At 70.7% G+C, this 16,314-nt stretch carries 15 protein-coding genes and 1 tRNA gene; 2 read left to right on the top strand and 14 right to left on the bottom strand.

The features are described 5' to 3' along the window. Positions 1-78: 78 nt before the first annotated feature. The 8 genes from AB0B86_RS13455 to AB0B86_RS13420 all read right to left on the bottom strand — a co-directional run bounded on the left by AB0B86_RS13455 (position 79) and on the right by AB0B86_RS13420 (position 7,801). Positions 79-1,374, bottom strand: a complete 1,296-nt coding sequence (locus tag AB0B86_RS13455; protein ID WP_357412003.1) for a GTP-binding protein — start codon at positions 1,372-1,374, stop codon at positions 79-81. Further along, a complete protein-coding gene (cysD, locus tag AB0B86_RS13450; protein WP_357075637.1) occupies positions 1,374-2,285 on the bottom strand; it encodes a sulfate adenylyltransferase subunit CysD in 912 nt (303 codons plus the stop codon). Before cysD ends, AB0B86_RS13455 begins: the two co-directional genes overlap by 1 nt. A 75-nt stretch (positions 2,286-2,360) precedes the next feature. Continuing rightward, on the bottom strand, positions 2,361-3,191 hold the full coding sequence (locus AB0B86_RS13445) for an inositol monophosphatase family protein (RefSeq protein WP_357417994.1): 831 nt from the start codon (positions 3,189-3,191) through the stop codon (positions 2,361-2,363). A 135-nt stretch (positions 3,192-3,326) separates the two neighbouring features. Further along, the gene (gene pth, locus AB0B86_RS13440; protein WP_357412001.1) at positions 3,327-3,920 is read right to left on the bottom strand and encodes an aminoacyl-tRNA hydrolase; all 594 of its coding nucleotides are present in this window, start codon (positions 3,918-3,920) and stop codon (positions 3,327-3,329) included. Positions 3,921-4,014: 94 nt separating this feature from the next. Further along, complete coding sequence (locus AB0B86_RS13435; RefSeq protein WP_357412000.1) at positions 4,015-4,713, bottom strand: 50S ribosomal protein L25/general stress protein Ctc; 699 nt, start codon at positions 4,711-4,713, stop codon at positions 4,015-4,017. Positions 4,714-5,047: 334 nt separating this feature from the next. Next, positions 5,048-6,028, bottom strand: a complete 981-nt coding sequence (locus AB0B86_RS13430; RefSeq protein ID WP_030329105.1) for a ribose-phosphate diphosphokinase — start codon at positions 6,026-6,028, stop codon at positions 5,048-5,050. 58 nt (positions 6,029-6,086) lie between these two features. Continuing rightward, positions 6,087-7,619, bottom strand: a complete 1,533-nt coding sequence (glmU, locus tag AB0B86_RS13425; protein WP_357411999.1) for a bifunctional UDP-N-acetylglucosamine diphosphorylase/glucosamine-1-phosphate N-acetyltransferase GlmU — start codon at positions 7,617-7,619, stop codon at positions 6,087-6,089. A 110-nt stretch (positions 7,620-7,729) separates the two neighbouring features. Next, a tRNA-Gln gene (locus AB0B86_RS13420) sits at positions 7,730-7,801 on the bottom strand. Between the two features lie 370 nt (positions 7,802-8,171). On the opposite strand from AB0B86_RS13420, the gene AB0B86_RS13415 reads away from it, so the two are divergent. Both AB0B86_RS13415 and AB0B86_RS13410 read left to right on the top strand, forming a co-directional pair. Continuing rightward, positions 8,172-9,137, top strand: a complete 966-nt coding sequence (locus AB0B86_RS13415) for an acyl-CoA desaturase (RefSeq protein ID WP_357411998.1) — start codon at positions 8,172-8,174, stop codon at positions 9,135-9,137. A 220-nt stretch (positions 9,138-9,357) separates the two neighbouring features. Then, positions 9,358-10,047 (top strand): TetR/AcrR family transcriptional regulator, encoded by a 690-nt coding sequence (locus tag AB0B86_RS13410; protein WP_357411997.1) that lies wholly within the window; start codon positions 9,358-9,360, stop codon positions 10,045-10,047. 7 nt (positions 10,048-10,054) lie between these two features. On the opposite strand, the gene AB0B86_RS13405 is transcribed toward AB0B86_RS13410, so the two are convergent. The 6 genes from AB0B86_RS13405 to AB0B86_RS13380 form a co-directional block, all read right to left on the bottom strand. Continuing rightward, positions 10,055-10,531, bottom strand: a complete 477-nt coding sequence (locus AB0B86_RS13405; protein WP_357411996.1) for a DUF4383 domain-containing protein — start codon at positions 10,529-10,531, stop codon at positions 10,055-10,057. Between the two features lie 207 nt (positions 10,532-10,738). Next, complete coding sequence (locus AB0B86_RS13400; protein WP_357411995.1) at positions 10,739-11,194, bottom strand: DUF4383 domain-containing protein; 456 nt, start codon at positions 11,192-11,194, stop codon at positions 10,739-10,741. A gap of 102 nt (positions 11,195-11,296) precedes the next feature. Continuing rightward, the gene (locus tag AB0B86_RS13395) at positions 11,297-13,102 is read right to left on the bottom strand and encodes an ABC-F family ATP-binding cassette domain-containing protein (RefSeq protein ID WP_357411994.1); all 1,806 of its coding nucleotides are present in this window, start codon (positions 13,100-13,102) and stop codon (positions 11,297-11,299) included. A 119-nt stretch (positions 13,103-13,221) separates the two neighbouring features. Then, the gene (locus tag AB0B86_RS13390; protein WP_357417990.1) at positions 13,222-14,172 is read right to left on the bottom strand and encodes a 4-(cytidine 5'-diphospho)-2-C-methyl-D-erythritol kinase; all 951 of its coding nucleotides are present in this window, start codon (positions 14,170-14,172) and stop codon (positions 13,222-13,224) included. A gap of 77 nt (positions 14,173-14,249) precedes the next feature. Beyond that, positions 14,250-15,119: a 16S rRNA (adenine(1518)-N(6)/adenine(1519)-N(6))-dimethyltransferase RsmA gene (gene rsmA, locus AB0B86_RS13385; protein WP_357411992.1), complete on the bottom strand. Its 870-nt coding sequence runs from the start codon at positions 15,117-15,119 to the stop codon at positions 14,250-14,252. Between the two features lie 46 nt (positions 15,120-15,165). Next, positions 15,166-16,065: a TatD family hydrolase gene (locus AB0B86_RS13380; RefSeq protein WP_357411991.1), complete on the bottom strand. Its 900-nt coding sequence runs from the start codon at positions 16,063-16,065 to the stop codon at positions 15,166-15,168. Positions 16,066-16,314: the final 249 nt, after the last annotated feature.

Genomic DNA, 16,314 nt, shown 5'->3' with positions numbered 1-16,314 from the left:
GATCGAGCGTGATCTTGCGCCGAGTCGGGGACTTCGACTCGAGCGTGATCTTGCACGGAGTCGGGGGCCGGGGGCGGGTCAGGCGGCTTCGACGATCATGGCGGCCCCCACCGTGCGGTTTGTGGTTTCGTCGATGATGACGAAGCCACCGGTGGTGCGGTTGCGGCGGTACTCGTCGGCGAGCAGCGGCACCGTCGTCCGCAGCCGCACCCGGCCGATCTCGTTGAGCCGCAGCTCGTCGGCCGACTCGTCGCGGTGCAGCGAGTTGATGTCCAACCGGTAGTGCAGCCCCCGCACGATCGCCCGCGCCGACCTGGTGGTGTGCTTGATCGCGTACCGGGCGCCGACCCGCAGCGGGGCCGTCTCGTCCATCCAGCAGACCATCGCCTCGATGTCCTGGGCCACCGCCGGCGCGTTGTTGGGCCGGCAGATCAGATCACCCCGGGAGATGTCGATCTCGTCGGCCAGCCGTACCGTCACCGACATCGGCGGGAACGCCTCCGGCACCGGCCCGTCGGCGGTCTCCACACTGGCGATCCGACTGGTGAAGCCGGACGGCAGCACCATCACCTCGTCGCCCGGCTTGAGCACCCCGGAGGCCACCTGGCCGGCATAGCCGCGGTAGTCGGTGACAGTGGTGGACTGCGGCCGGATCACGTACTGCACCGGGAACCGGACGTCGACCAGGTTGCGGTCGCTGGCGATGTGCACCCGCTCCAGGTGGTGCAGCAGCGACGGGCCTTCGTACCACTGCATGTTCTCGGAGCGGGCGACGATGTTGTCGCCGCGCAGCGCGGAGATCGGCACCACTGTCAGGTCCGGTGCGTCGAGTTTCGCGGCGAACGCGGTGAACTCGTCGGCGATCCGCTCGTAGACCTCCTGCGACCAGTCCACCAGATCCATCTTGTTGACACAGAGGACCAGGTGCGGAACCCGCAGCAGCGAGCAGAGGAACGCGTGCCGGCGGGACTGCTCGACAAGGCCCTTGCGGGCGTCCACCAGGATCAACGCCAGGTCGGCGGTGGACGCCCCGGTGACCATGTTGCGGGTGTACTGGATGTGCCCGGGGGTGTCGGCGATGATGAACTTGCGGCGTGGGGTGGCGAAGTACCGGTACGCCACGTCGATGGTGATGCCCTGCTCCCGCTCGGCCCGCAGACCGTCGGTGAGCAACGCCAGGTTCGTGTATTCGTCGCCACGGGCCGCGCTGACCGCCTCCACCGCGGCCAACTGGTCGGTGAAGAGCGACTTGGTGTCGTAGAGCAGCCGGCCGATAAGTGTCGACTTGCCGTCGTCCACGCTGCCGGCGGTGGCGAAGCGCAGCAGGTCCATCGAGCGCGCCTCGGCGGTCGGGGCCATCGTCTCGGTGCTCATCAGAAGTAGCCCTCCCGCTTGCGGTCCTCCATGGCGGCCTCGCTCACCCGGTCGTCACCACGGGTGGCGCCGCGCTCGGTGATCCGGGTGGCCGCCACCTCCTCGATGACCTTCTCCACGGTGTCCGCGTCGGAGCGGACCGCCGCGGTGCAGGAGGCGTCGCCGACGGTGCGATAGCGCACCTGCGCCTTGAACCGCTCCTCCCCCGCGCGCGGGCGGAAGAACTCGTTCACCGCGTAGACCATGCCGTCCCGCTCGATCACCTCGCGCTCGTGCGCGTAGTAGATCGAGGGCAGCGGGATGCGCTCCCGGGCGATGTAGTGCCAGACGTCCAACTCGGTCCAGTTGGACAGCGGGAAGACCCGGATCGACTCGCCGGGGTGGTGCCGGCCGTTGTACAGCGACCACAGCTCAGGTCGCTGGTTCTTCGGGTCCCACTGGCCGAACTCGTCGCGGAAGCTGAACACCCGCTCCTTGGCCCGCGCCTTCTCCTCGTCGCGGCGGGCCCCGCCGAACAGCGCGTCGAAGCGGTGCTTCTCCACCGCGTCCAGCAGCACCGGCGTCTGGATGCGGTTGCGCATCCCGTCGCCGGACTCCCGGACCATGCCGCTGGCCAGCGCCTCCGGCACACTCGCCACCACGAGCTGCAACCCCAGCTCGGCGACCCGCTGGTCGCGGTATTCCAGGACCTCCGGGAAGTTGTGCCCGGTGTCGACGTGCATGACCGGGAAGGGGATGCTGGCCGGGGCGAACGCCTTCTGCGCCAACCGCAGCATGACGATCGAGTCCTTGCCGCCGGAGAAGAGCAACACCGGGCGTTCCATCTCGGCTACCACCTCGCGCATCACGAAGATGCTCTCCGCCTCCAGGGCGTCCAGGTGGGAGACCCGGTAGGCGGCGGGGGTGGTCATGACACCGGCTCGATTCGCTCGCTCATCCGATTTCCAGACCTTTCCGGTCGGACATGTCAAGAAAGTGCGCTCAGGCTACCCGGAATGCCTCTGCAGCGCTGCAAGCAACCGGCTGGCGAGATCCTTGCGACAGACCAGCAGGTCCGGCAGGCGCGGATCCGCCTCGTTGTATTTCAGCGCAGAACCATCGATCCGGGAAGCGTGTAGTCCGGTGGCCGTCGCCACAGCAACCGGGGCGGCCGAGTCCCACTCGTACTGCCCACCCGCGTGGATGTACGCGTCCACCTCGCCGGTGACCACTGCGGCGATCTTCGCGCCGGCCGATCCCATCGGCACCAGATGCGCCCCGACGTCCTCGGCCAGGTCGGTCAGGAAGACCGGCGGCCGGCTCCGGCTGGCCGCCAGGCGGATCTTCCGCTCGCCGGCCGTCGCGGCCTCCACAGTCATCGGCGGGTACGCCGGCGGGTAGTCAGTGCCCAGCACCCGGTGCTGCGCCGGCAACCCCACCGCCCCGGCGACCAGCCCGTGCGGGCTCGGCGCGCTGCGCGCCCAGAGCGCCACGTGCACCGCCCAGTCCGAGCGGCCCTCCTCGGAAAACTCGCGGGTGCCGTCCAACGGGTCGATGATCCACACCCGGTCCGCTGTCAACCGGGACACCGCCCCGGTGTTCACCTCAGCCGCCCAGGCCAGCCGCGATCCCTCGTCCTCCTCGGAGAGCACCGCGTCGCCCGGCCGCCACTTCGCCAGCTCCGTGCGGATCAGGTCGTGGGAAACCTTGTCCCCGGCCGACTTCAGCGCGCCGGTGTCCGCGAAGCCCATCTCGGCGCGTAGGTCGAGCAGCGCCTGCCCGGCCCGCGACGCCAACCACCGGGCGAACGCACCGTCGATCATCGGAGGACTGGTCATCTGCCCGCTCCTGTCGCCTCGCCGCGACCCGTGCCCGCACGGACCGATTCGCCACGACCCGCGTCGCCGGTCGCGGCACGCCGAAAGGCGCAGACTACCGGCCGACCGTTTCGGATCCGGTACGCCTCGCCCGGCTCAGCCCCCGTGGTAGAGGTTCTGCGTCGGCTCCACGCCCTTGACGATCACCGACTCCACCACGTCGGCGGCCCGGTCGACAAGGAAATCCAACTCCTTGCGCTCCGCGGTGCCGAAATCCGACAACACGTAATCCGCCGGATCCTGCCGCCCCGGCGGCCGGCCGACGCCGAACCGGACCCGGGCGTAGTCCTTCGTGCCCAACGACTTCGACATCGAACGCAGGCCGTTGTGCCCGCCCTCACCGCCGCCGAACTTGATCCGCACCTGCCCGAAGTCGATGTCCAGCTCGTCGTGCACCGCGATCACCTGCGCCGCCGGCACCTTGTAGAACTGGGCCAGGGCGGCCACCGGCCCACCGGAGAGGTTCATGTACGTCAGCGGCTTCGCCAGTACCAGCTTCGGCCCCCCGAAGCCCAACCGCGTCTCGGCCACCTCGGCCACCGCCCGCTTGTGCCGGCCGAACCGCGCGCCGAACCGCCCGGCCAGCAGATCGGCCACCATGAAGCCGACGTTGTGCCGGTTCCCGGCGTACTCCCGACCCGGGTTGCCCAGGCCGACCACCAGCCACGGCCCCGCCGCCTCGTCCGTCACGACCCGTCCCTCCCGACGCTCATCCCACCGACTCCCGATACGCCGACAGGCGCCCCCGAACGTCCGGGAGCGCCTGTCGCAGAGCTTGAACCGATCAGGCCTCGGTGCGCGCCTCGGCGTTCTCGTCGCCCTCGGCGGCCGGAGCCTCGTCCGCGCCCTCGGAGCCCTCGGTGGTCTCGCCGGCCTCGGCCTCGGCCTCGTCGGTCGCGACCTCGACCTCGGGCAGCGTCGCCTCGAGCTGCTCGGCGGTGGGGGCGGCGGTCACCGACGCGACGGTCAGGTCGGAGTCGGCGGCCAGCTCGACGCCGGACGGCAGCTCGACGTCACCGGCGGTCACCTGGGTGCCCGCCTCCAGGCCCTCGATCGACGCCTCGAGGTGGTCCGGCACCTTGGTGGCGTCGGCGGTCACCGAGAGGGTGTCGTGGTCGTGCACGATCAGGGTGTCCCGGGCGGCCTCGCCGGTCAGCTGCACCGGAACCTCGACGGTGACCTTCTCGCCCCGACGGACCAGGATCAGGTCGACGTGCTCGAAGGTGTCCCGGATCGGGTCCCGCTGGATCGCCTTCGGCAGCGCCAGCACCTGGGTGCCGTCGGTGATGTCGATCGCGAAGAGCTGGTTGGCACCGCCCTTGCGGATCGCCGCGGCGAACTCCCGCGACGGCAGCGCGATGTGCTTGGGCTTCTCGCCGTGGCCGTACAGCACGGCGGGCACCTTGCCGGCCCGGCGGGTACGGCGGGCACCACCCTTGCCGAACTCGGTGCGGGGCTCGGCGCTGATCTTTACCTCGGACACGGGGAAACTCCTGATGCTTTTCGCTGCGGCGGCTTGTCGTCTGGCGGTGCTGGGGCGAGGGGCTCGCTGGGGCTCATGCGTCATGAACGACTGCCCGGAGCACCGCGTCGATGACGGTGCCTCCGTGCGGCGCTTTTCAGCGGCCCGCCGGGCACCCTCGCCGTGGCAACCGCACCAGTCTACCCGAGCTGTTTCCAGGGTTTCCGGCAGTCCCCGTTCACGGCTCCAGACCGGCGCGTCGGTGGTATTCCCACCAACGTGCCGGCCCCGTTTCCACAAGTTTGACAGCCCCGCCCCCGCCGGAATGCTGAGTGGCGGAAACGGGGCCCATCAATCAGCTCAGGCCGCCGAACAGGGTGGTCACCGAACCGTCGTCGAAGACCTCTCGGATCGCCCGCGCCAGCAGCGGCGCGATCGACAACACGGTCAGCTTGTCCAACTGCTTCTCCGGCGGCAGCGGCAACGTGTTGGTCACCACGATCTCGCTTATCGAGCTGTTCTTCAGGCGCTCCGTGGCCGGGTCGGAGAGCAACGCGTGGGTGGACGCGACAACGATCTCCGCCGCCCCGGACTCCTTGAGGATGTCCGCGGCCTTGGCGATCGTGCCACCGGTGTCGATCATGTCGTCGACGATCAGACAGACCCGGCCCTCCACCTCGCCGACCACCCGGTTCGCCACTACCTGGTTCGGCTTCATCGGGTCGCGGGTCTTGTGGATGAACGCCAGCGGGCAACCGCCGAGCCGGTCGGTCCACCGCTCGGCCACCCGTACCCGGCCGGAATCGGGGGCCACCACTGTCATCGGTCGGCCGGCGTACTTGTGCTCCACGTACTCGGCCAGGATGTCCATCGCGAAGAGGTGGTCCACCGGACCGTCGAAGAAGCCCTGGATCTGCGCGGTGTGCAGGTCGACGGTGAGGATGCGGTTCGCGCCCGCGGTCTTCAACAGGTCCGCCACCAGCCGGGCCGAGATCGGCTCCCGGCCGCGGTGCTTCTTGTCCTGCCGGGCGTACGGGTAGAACGGCAGCACCACGGTGATCCGCTTGGCGGACCCCCGCTTCAGCGCGTCCACCATGATCAGGGTCTCCATGACCCACGTGTTCACCCCGTGCGTGACGGACTGCACCACGAAGGCGTCCGAACCACGCACCGAGTCCTTGAACCGTACGAAGATCTCGCCGTTGGCGAACTCGTACGCGTCGGCCGGGGTCGGCGCGACGCCGAGCACCTCGCCGATCTCCTTGGCCAACTCCGGAAAGCCACGTCCGGAAAAGAGCATCAGGCTTTTGCGGTTTTCGGCGACGATGCTGCCCATGGGCCCGTCTGCTCCCGTTTTGTCGGCGGTACCCGACCCGGTGGTGGGGGGTCGGGGACTATTCGGTTGCAGTATCTCCCGCGCCGGATGTGCCGCCCACCGTCTCGGTCACCCCGTGCATTGCCTCACTGTCGCTTGCGGCTCCGGCCATTCCCGACGCACCCTTCGCGTCGGCGGCCCGCTGCGCGGCCTCGGCCGCCGGCGTACCGGCCCGCCGCTTCACCACCCAGCCCTCGATGTTGCGCTGGCGGGCACGGGCCACACCCATCGCACCCGCCGGTACGTCGTCCACGATCACCGAGCCGGCCGCCGTGTACGCGCCGTCGCCCACCTCGACCGGCGCCACGAACATGTTGTCCGCACCCGTCCGGGCGTGGCTGCCGATCACCGTGCGGTGCTTGTTGACCCCGTCGTAGTTGACGAAGACCGACGCCGCGCCGATGTTCGTCTGCTCCCCGATCGTCGCGTCACCCACGTACGTCAGGTGCGGCACCTTCGCGCCGGGCCCGATCTCGGACTTCTTCACCTCGACGAACGTGCCGACCTTCGCCTTCTCGCCCAGCCGGGCCTCCGGTCGCAGGTACGCGTACGGGCCCACGCTGGCGCCCGCGCCGACCTCGGCGCCGACGGCGTGACTGCGGACCACCGACGCCCCCGGGCCGACGATCGTGTCGATGAGCGTGACGTCCGGCCCGACCGACGCTCCCGCACCGACCACCGTCGCACCGCGCAACTGGGTGTTCTGGTCGACCACCGCGTCGCGGTCCAACGCGACCGTCACGTCGATCCAGGTGGTCACGGGGTCGAGCAGGCTCACTCCGGTACGCATCCACGCCTCGTTGACCCGGTCGCGCAGCAGCCGGCGCAGCGCCGCCAACTCCACCCGGTCGTTGCAGCCCAACGTCTCGACGTGATCGGCGGCCAGGTGCACGGCGACCGGCTCACCGGCGGAACGGAGCAGGCCGAACACGTCGGTCAGGTACTCCTCGCCCTGGTCGTTGTCGGTGGAGAGCTTGCCCAGCGACTCGCGCAGCCGCACCGCGTCGAACGCGTAGATGCCCGCGTTGATCTCCCGGATCGCGCGCTGCGCCGCGTCGGCGTCGCGCTGCTCGACGATCTGCTCCAGGTGACCGTCGGCGTCCCGGACGATCCGTCCGAGCCCGGTCGGGTCGGGCACCTCGGCGGCCAGCACGGTGGCCGCCGCAGCCGCCTCCTCGTGCGCTGTCACCAGCGCGCCGACCGTCTCGGGGCGCAACAGCGGCACGTCCCCGTTGATCACCACAACCGTGCCGGCGCCGTCCGGGACGGCGTCCAGCGCGATCCGCACGGCATGTCCGGTGCCGAGCTGTTCGGCCTGGAGCACGGGCATGGCGGCCGGGGCGATCTCGGACAGGTGCTCCCGAACCTTGTCGGCGCCGTGCCCCACCACGACGACGGTCCGGTCCGCGGTCAACGGCGCGGCAGCGCTGAGCACGTGACCGAGCAGCGTCCGACCGAGCAGGGGGTGCAGCACCTTGGGTAGCGTCGACTTCATCCGCTTGCCCTCACCGGCGGCGAGTACGACGACGGTACGAAGGTGGGGCTGGGGCACGACGTGGCTCCCGTCGGGACGGCGGACACTTCCGCGGCCATGCTAACCGCGAGGACCGGCACCTTCCCCTCTTACCCCCACCCGAGCCCAAAACGGACGTAGGTGGGCAGCTCGGCCGCCAGGGTTCGAACCTGAAATACGGGTACCAAAGACCCGGGTGTTGCCAATTACACCACGGCCGATCAACGACGCGAGGACGTCGCGCGGGGAATTGGGTGTCCCGCCGCTACACCTTAGCGCCCCGGCCGGTGGACGCCATCGCTCATCCCGCCGCACACCGGCAGCGACGCGAAAGCGGACGGCGGGAACGATGCGGCAGGCCGGTGCCACAAGCCACCGGTTTCGTGCCTTCGAGGCATCCAGGCCACGTTTCGAGCGAGCCCCGAGTCGAACAGTCGGCTCCCCCTCCCACTCACCACGACGGCACCTGACCTGCGGATTTCGGCGATGAAGTGAGGGCCGCTCGAAACTTCCCCGTGCGATCTACGGAGCCGTAAGTTACGGTGACGTAGGCGTAGCTTTGTGATCGTCACCGTCCCCCTGCGAGGTCTCATGTCCACCACTCTGCTCGATCCGAACCCGGCCGCCAGCGGCCCCAAGCCACTCACCGACGGCAGCCAGTCCCCCGGCATCCTGGCCGCCCTCTATGCCTTCGTGGTGATCCCCTTCGTGGCCCTGCTTGTCGCCGTCCCGCTGGCCTGGGGTGGCTGGCTGGGCTGGACCGACGTGATCATCGGTCTGGTCTTCTACGTGGTAAGCGGGCTCGGCATCACCGTCGGCTTCCACCGCTACTTCACGCACGGCTCGTTCAAGGCCAAGCGGTGGCTGCGCGTCTCCCTGGCGGTGGCGGGTTCGCTCGCGGTGCAGGGCGACATCATCCAGTGGGTGGCCGACCACCGACGGCACCACGCCTTCTCCGACCTGGAGGGCGACCCGCACTCCCCGTGGCGCTTCGGCACCAGCTTCTGGGCACTGACCCGGGGCCTGTTCCACGCACACGTGGGCTGGTTGTTCCGTCGGGAGCTGTCCAACCGGGAGCGGTTCGCCCCGGACCTCATCGCCGACCGCGACATCAGCCGGGTGGACCGGCTGTTCCCGGTGCTGGTGATGGTTTCGCTGCTCGGTCCGGCGCTGATCGGCGGCCTGGTGACCTGGTCGTGGCAGGGCGCGCTCACCGCGTTCTTCTGGGCCGGGCTGGTCCGGATCGGCCTGTTGCACCACGTCACCTGGGCGATCAACTCGGTCTGCCACGTCTACGGCGAGCGTCCGTTCGCGATGCGTCAGGGCGACCGTGCGTCGAACTTCTGGCCGCTGGCGATCCTGTCGTTCGGCGAGAGCTGGCACAACCTGCACCATGCCGACCCCACGAGTGCCCGGCACGGTGTGCTCCGCGGCCAGGTGGACATCTCCGCCCGGGTGATCTGGTTGTTCGAGAAGGTCGGCGCGGCGACGCAGGTGCGCTGGCCAAAGCCGGAGCGCCTCGCCGCCAAGCTGGTGAAGCCGGTCGCACCCCGGTAAAACCGGGCGGTACCGCGGGTTGCCGCCTGGCAGGATGGCCGGATGACCGAGCCACGCGGGGACCGGACGGCTCGGCGGACGGGGGCCGGCGCCGAGCCAGGTACGGTCGGACGGGCGGCAGGGCGGTCGGACCGCCGGCCAGTGAGGCGACGACGTGAACGGGCACAGCGGAGGCACCATTCCACGGCAGGGCGTAACCGAGCGCCAGCGAGGTGGCGACATGCCTGAGGTAACTGACGGTGACAGTGTCGGCGGCCGACGGGTGATACCGCCGGTTCCCGCGCCCAAACCCACCTCCCGGGTCCGCATGTCGGCGGCGCAGCGACGCGAGCAGTTGATTGCGACAGGTCGGCAGCTCTTCGCCGAACGCGGTTTCGACGCCACCTCCATCGAGGAGGTGGCGGCCCGCGCCAAGGTCTCCAAACCTGTGGTGTACGAGCACTTCGGTGGCAAGGAAGGGCTCTACGCGGTGGTGGTGGACCGGGAGGTCCGGGCCCTGCTGGACCGGATCACCACGGCATTGACCGCCGGGCACCCGCGGGAGCTGCTGGAGCAGGCGGCGCTGGCTCTGCTCACCTACATCGAGGAGGAGACGAGCGGTTTCCGGGTGCTGGTCCGCGAGTCGCCACTGATGTCCGGCACTGCCAACTTCAGCAGCGTGATGAACGACGTCGCGCACCAGGTCGAGCACATCCTGGGCGCCGAGTTCAAGAGCCGGAGCTACGACCCGAAGCTTGCCGAGCTGTACTCGCAGGCGCTCGTCGGCATGGTGGCGCTCACCGGCCGCTGGTGGCTCGAGGTGCGCAAGCCGCGCAAGGAGACGGTGGCGGCACACCTCGTGAACCTGGCCTGGAACGGGTTGTCGCACCTGGAGGCGAAGCCGACGTTGATCACCGCCCGGCGTCGCTGACCGTTCGTCAGCGGCGGTGCACGTCCGCCACCGGGTGTTTGCGGTTCGCCAGCTCGGCCTCTGCGTGTTCCTGTGGGCCGACCTTGTCGTACAGCCCGGTGCCGAGCAGGATCAGGCCGAACAGCATCGACACGACAACTGTCGACATCGAGAAGTTGAGAAAGTTCGCCCGGGTCTGCAGCACCGACATCATCAGGATGCTGGTGACCAGGAACACCACGCCGGCCGTGAGGTTCATGTAGTGGCCCAGGTTGGTGCGCTGGGACGCCCCGATGATCAGGACGATCCCGAAGACCACCGAGGCGAGTGAGAAGGCCAGGTTGGTCCGCAGCCCGAGGGCCCAGGTGCTGCTCCGGTCAAAGAGCGGGTCGCCGATCGTCTCGGCGACGCCCCAGACGCCGAAGACCAGGATGTAGACGCCGATCAGACCGGAGAGGACCCGGTAGAGCGGCCGTGCCGGATGGTTCACCGGAAAGTGCGGCATAGCGCCAACCCCCTGAATCGACCGTTTCAGGAGGATTGTCACTCAGGGCAGAGCTGACTGTCCGAAGAACCACGAAGCCGAAGGGGTCCGCCGAAGGTTGGACCAGGTCAGGTTTCGCCGGAGCCCGAGCTGCACAGGGATCAAGCCTGACCGCCCGGAGCAGCTCGGGCTCCGGCGAAAACCCACTACCGCAACCAGAGAAAAGCTTCAGAGCACCAGCCGAGCCTTGTGGAAGGCCTCCGCCTCCTCCTCCGACCCGACCTTGCCGTACATCCCGACCATGAGCAGCACCAGGGCGATGGCCATCACGACGATGACGGTGACGATGCTGAAGTTGAGGATGTTGGCGTCGGTCCGGATGAAGGCCAGGCTGGCCAGGCTGATCGCCATCAGGATGTACGACAGCCACTGGTTGATCGCCACGTCGATGTTGCGGCCGAGCACGGTGCCGACCAGCACGACGACGCCGAGCAGCACGCTGAGCAGCGAGAAGCCGAGGTTCGTGCCCTGGCCGAGGACCCGGGTGTCATCCTGGGCGAGGATCTCGTTGCCGGCGCTCGCGATGATGCCGAGCACGCCGAAGACCACCAGGTACAGACCGGTCAGCCCGCCGATCGCCCGGTAGATCGGCCGCGCGGGGTGGTTGACGGGGGTGTGGGCCATGTCTGAGTCTCCAACGCCGTGGGGTAGGTGTCGCCGACGATTGTCCCGCACGTGGTGGTGTGACGCCGCACACGGCCCCCGGGCCGGCGTGGCCGGGCCCGGTCAGCTCTCGGGAAGCTCCTCGGCGAGCGTCATCCAGGTCTCCTCGATCCGCTCCCGCTCGGCGCGCAGATCCTTGAGCTGAGCGTCCAGGTCGGCGACCCGGGCATAGTCGGTGGCGTCCGCCGCGAGCTGGTCGAGCAGGCTGGTCTCGCGTTGGTCGAGCTTGCCGAGCTGTCGTTCCAGCCGGGTCAGCTCCTTGCGGGCCTGACGGACCTCGGCTGCGGACATGCCGCCGCCCGGGGCGGCAGCGGGCGCGGAGGGCGACGTGCCGCCCGCCCGAGCCGAGCCGGCCCGCTCCGCGGTCCGGGCGAGGTACTCGTCGACGCCGCCCGGTAGGTGCACCAGCCGGCCGTCGCCGAACATCCCGTACGCGGTGTCGGTGACCCGCTCGATCAGGTAGCGGTCGTGACTCGCCACGATGATCGTGCCGGGCCACGAGTCGAGCAGGTCCTCCAGCGCGGCGAGGGTGTCGGTGTCCAGGTCGTTCGTGGGCTCGTCGAAGAGCAGCACGTTGGGCTCGCCAGCGAGCAACCGCAGCATCTGCAACCGACGGCGTTCCCCACCGGAGAGGTCACTGACCGGGGTCCAGAGCCGCCGGTCGTCGAAGCCGAACACCTCGGCGAGCTGGGACGCGGAGACCTCCCGGTCGCCGAGCTGCACCCGACGGGCGACCTCCTCGACGGCCTCGAGCACCCGCAGGTGCCCCGGCAGCTCGCTGAGCTCCTGCGACAGGAACGCGGGCCGTACCGTGGAGCCGGTGCCGAGGCGACCACCGTCGGGGCGGGTGATGCCGGCGAGCATCCGCAGCAGCGTGGTCTTGCCGGCGCCGTTGGCACCGAGGATGGCGATCCGGTCACCCGGGCCGACCAGCCAGGTGACGTCGCGCAGGATCTCCTTGGGGCCGGCGTGCAGCTCGACGTTCTCCAGCTCGTACACCTGCTTGCCGAGCCGGGAGACGGCCATCCGCTGGAGGGACATGGTGTCCCGGGCCGGTGGCACGTCGGCGATCAGCGCGTTCGCTGCGTCGATGCGGAACTGCGGCTTGGAGGTCCGGGCCGGCGGCCCACGGCGCAGCCAGGCGATCTCCTTGCGGAGCAGGTTCTGCCGGCGGGCCTCGGTCGCGGCGGCGACGCGCTCGCGCTCGGCGCGGGCCAGGGTCCAGGCGGCGAAGCCGCCCTCGTAGGCGCGGACGGTCTGGTCCGCGACCTCCCAGGTGTTGGTACAGACAGCGTCGAGGAACCACCGGTCGTGGGTGACCACCACCAGGGCACCCTTGCGGCCGACCAGGTGCCGGGCCAGCCAGTCGACACCGCCGACGTCGAGGTGGTTTGTCGGCTCGTCGAGAATCAGCAGGTCGGAGTCGCGGACGAGGAGCGCGGCGAGCGCCACCCGCCGCCGTTCGCCACCGGACATCGGACCGACCGGCTGGTCGAGGCCGAGGTGCGGCATGCCGAGGCCGTCGAGGATGGCGCGCACCCCGGCGTCGCCGGCCCACTCGTGCTCGGCGCCCATGCCCTCGTCCAGCCAGGCGGTGCCGAGCACGACATCCCGGACGGTGGCGTCGGGCGCGAGGGTGAGCTGCTGGGGCAGCCAGAGCACGCGCAGGTCACGGCGGTGGGTCACCCGGCCGTCGTCGGGGTCCTCCTGCTTGGTGAGCAGCCGCAGCAGGGTGGACTTGCCGGCGCCGTTGAGGCCGACCACGCCGATCCGGTCGGCGTCGTCCAGGCCGAGCGAGACGTCCGTGAGCAGCCGCCCTGCTGCGCCGTACCCCTTGGACACCCGGTCCAGATTGACGATGTTCGCCACGTTCCACCCTTCATGATCAAGGCGTCCGGGTGCCGGCGGGCACCTGGACGCCTGACCCAAGGGTACGCGGACGCCCGTGCCGCCCGCGCCGCGCGCCGGCAGGACGGCGGGACGTGCCGTCAGCCGACGCGCGCGCCGGCGACCGGACCGTGCGCGACCCACGCCTCCCGACACACACCAGCAGCGTTCAGCTCGGCGGCGATCCGCTCCGCGTCGGCCGCGTCGGCGGCGAGGAACACGCAGGTCGGGCCGGAGCCGGAGACGATGCCGGTGAGCGCGCCGGCAGCCTCACCGGCCTTGAGCGTGTCGGCAAGCGCCGGGCGCATGGCCAGCGCGGCGTCCTGGAGGTCGTTGCCGAGCGTCCGGGCCAGCACCCGGGGGTCGCGCTGGCGCAACGCGCCCAACAGGGCGTCGGTGGAGCCCAGCGGGGCACCGGCGGCACCCGAGTCGCGCAGCCGATCCAACTCGCGGTACGCGGCGGGGGTGGACAGGCCACCGTCGGCGAACGCCACCACCCAGTGCCAGGAGGTGGGGCGGACCAGCACCGGGCTGATCGCCTCGCCCCGGCCGGTGCCCAGCGCGGTGCCACCGTAGATCAGGAACGGCACGTCGGAGCCCAGGTCGGCGGCGATCCCGGCCAGCTCGTCGCGGGACAGCCCGGTGCCCCAGAGCGCGTCGCAGGCCACCAGGGCGGCAGCCGCGTCGGCGCTGCCACCGGCGAGCCCACCGGCGAGCGGGATCTGCTTGCGCAGGTGCAGCCGGGCGTGCGGCAGCACCCCCGCGTACCCGGCGAGCGCGTGCGCGGCGCGGATCGCCAGGTTGCTGTCGTCAAGCGCCAGCTCGCCGGTGCCCTCGCCCTCCATGGTCAGGGCGAGCGTGTCACCCCGACGGGCGGTCAACTCGTCGTAGATCGAGATGGCGTGGTAGACGGTGTTCAGCTCGTGGTAGCCGTCCCGGCGCAGCGGGCCCACCCCGAGGTGCAGATTGACCTTCGCCGGCACCCGGACCTTCACCGGACCGATGGCCCCGCGCCGCTCGTCCTCGCCGTCCGGTCGCCAGGCCTCGGTCACGGGGCGAGGTCCCGGACGCGCGGACGGATGTCGAACGACTTGCGCAAGATCAGCTCCTCGGCGGGCACGGCGTCAGCCTACTTCGCGGTACGCGTACCGAGCGAAGCCGACGCGGCGATGGCGGCGAACTGCTCGACGGTCAGGGACTCCCCCCGGGCGCCGGGGTCCACGCCGGCCCGGGTGAGGGCGGCGGCGGCCCGGTCCGGGCCGCCGGCCCAGCCGGCCAGGGCGGCGCGCAGCGTCTTGCGGCGCTGCGCGAACGCCGCGTCGACAACGGCGAAGACCTGCTCCCGGGGTACGTCGGCTCGGGGTGGCGGGTGACAGCTGAAGGCGACCAGACCGGAGTCGACGTTCGGCACCGGCCAGAACACGTTCGGGGGCACCTTGCCGGCGCTGCGGGCCTGGGCGTACCAGGCGAGTTTGACCGACGGGATGCCGTACACCTTGGAGCCGGGACCGGCGACGAGCCGGTCGGCGACCTCCTTCTGCACCATCACCAGGCCGTGCCGCAGGGTGGGCAGCACGGCGAGCAGGTGCAGCACCACGGGCACTGCCACGTTGTAGGGCAGGTTCGCCACCAGCGCGGTCGGTGGCGGGTCGGCCAGCTCGGCGGGGGCGATGCGCAGCGCGTCGGCACGGTGCACGGTGAGGCGGCCGGCGTCCGCGCCGGCGCGCTGGGCGACGGTCTCCGGCAACGCCCCGGCGAGCACCGGGTCGATCTCCACGGCGTGCACGTGCCCGGCTGCCGGCAGCAGGCCGAGCGTCAGCGAACCGAGCCCGGGGCCGACCTCCAGCGCCACATCGTCGGGGGTCAGCCCGGCTGCGGTGACGATCCGGCGCACGGTGTTCGGGTCGTGCACGAAGTTCTGGCCCAGCTTCTTGGTGGGCGCGACGCCCAGCCGGGCGGCGAGTTCCCGGATCTCCGCCGGGCCGAGGAGACCGGTCATGACGGGCAGCGTAACTGCGGCGTCCGGGCCGGCCGTCGGGCCGGGCTCACCACGGGCCGAAGGCCCGGTCACCGGTGGCGGAGATCGCCGCGCACAGCTCGTCCAGGTCGGTGCCGGTGGTCGCGGCGAGCGCGCGGACGGTGAGCGGGATCAGGTACGACGCGTTCGGCCGGCCCCGGTGCGGGGTCGGCGTGAGGTACGGGGCGTCGGTCTCCACCAGCATCTGCTCCACCGGGGTGAGCGCGGCCGCCTCCCGCAGCGCGGTGGCACTGCCGAAGGTGACGGTGCCGGCGAAGCTGAGCAGGTAGCCGCGGCGGACGCACTCGCTGGCGAACTCGGCGTCACCGGAGAAGCAGTGCAGCACCACCGTGTCCGGTGCACCCTCGTCGTCGAGGATCCGCAGCACGTCGGCGTGGGCGTCCCGGTCGTGGATGACAAGCGTCTTGGCGTACCGCTTGGCGATGGCGATGTGCGCCCGGAAGCTTGCCTCCTGGGCGGCCCGCCCCTCGTCGCCGGTCCGGAAGAAGTCCATGCCGGTCTCGCCGATCCCCCGGACCCGGTCCCGGGCGGCCAGCGACTCGATCTCCCGCAGCGCCTCGTCGAGGTCGCCGAGGCGCGGCGCCTCGTTGGGATGCAGCGCCACGGTGGCCAGCACGGCGGGATACGCCTCGGCGGTGTCCGCTCCCCACCGGGACGACTCGACGTCGACCCCGACCTGGACCAGCCGGTCCACGCCGACCTTGGTGGCCAACGCGATCGCCACACCGACCGGGTCGTCGGCCGGCCCGCCGCCGGGCACACCGGCCTCGCTGACCGTGATGTCCAAATGGGTGTGGCTGTCCAGTACCGGCCGGGGCAGCGGCTCGGGGGCGGGCGGAAACTCTCCGGCCCGCCGGGCGGCACGCTCTCGACGGGATTCAGTGGGCTCGCTCATCAGCGACAGCATCACACACCGGGCCTGTCCATCTGCCCGCCACCCGACGTTCACCCCGACTACGCCGCGCGACTCTACCGTCGCCGCGTGAGCGAGCGCAGCGAGCGAACCAGCAGGTACAGCAGCGTCGCGGCTCGCGCTGCTGCCGAGCGCAGCGAGGCGGCGGCGTGAGCGAGCGCAGCGAGCGAACCAGCAGGTACAGCAGCGTCGCGGCTCGCGCTGCTGCCGAGCGCAGCGAGGCGGCGGCGTGAGCGAGCGCAG

Origin of the sequence: Micromonospora sp. NPDC049047, assembly GCF_040649135.1 — a bacterium.
Classification (GTDB): Bacteria; Actinomycetota; Actinomycetes; order Mycobacteriales; family Micromonosporaceae; genus Micromonospora.
This window is presented reverse-complemented; position numbering and strand designations above follow the sequence as displayed.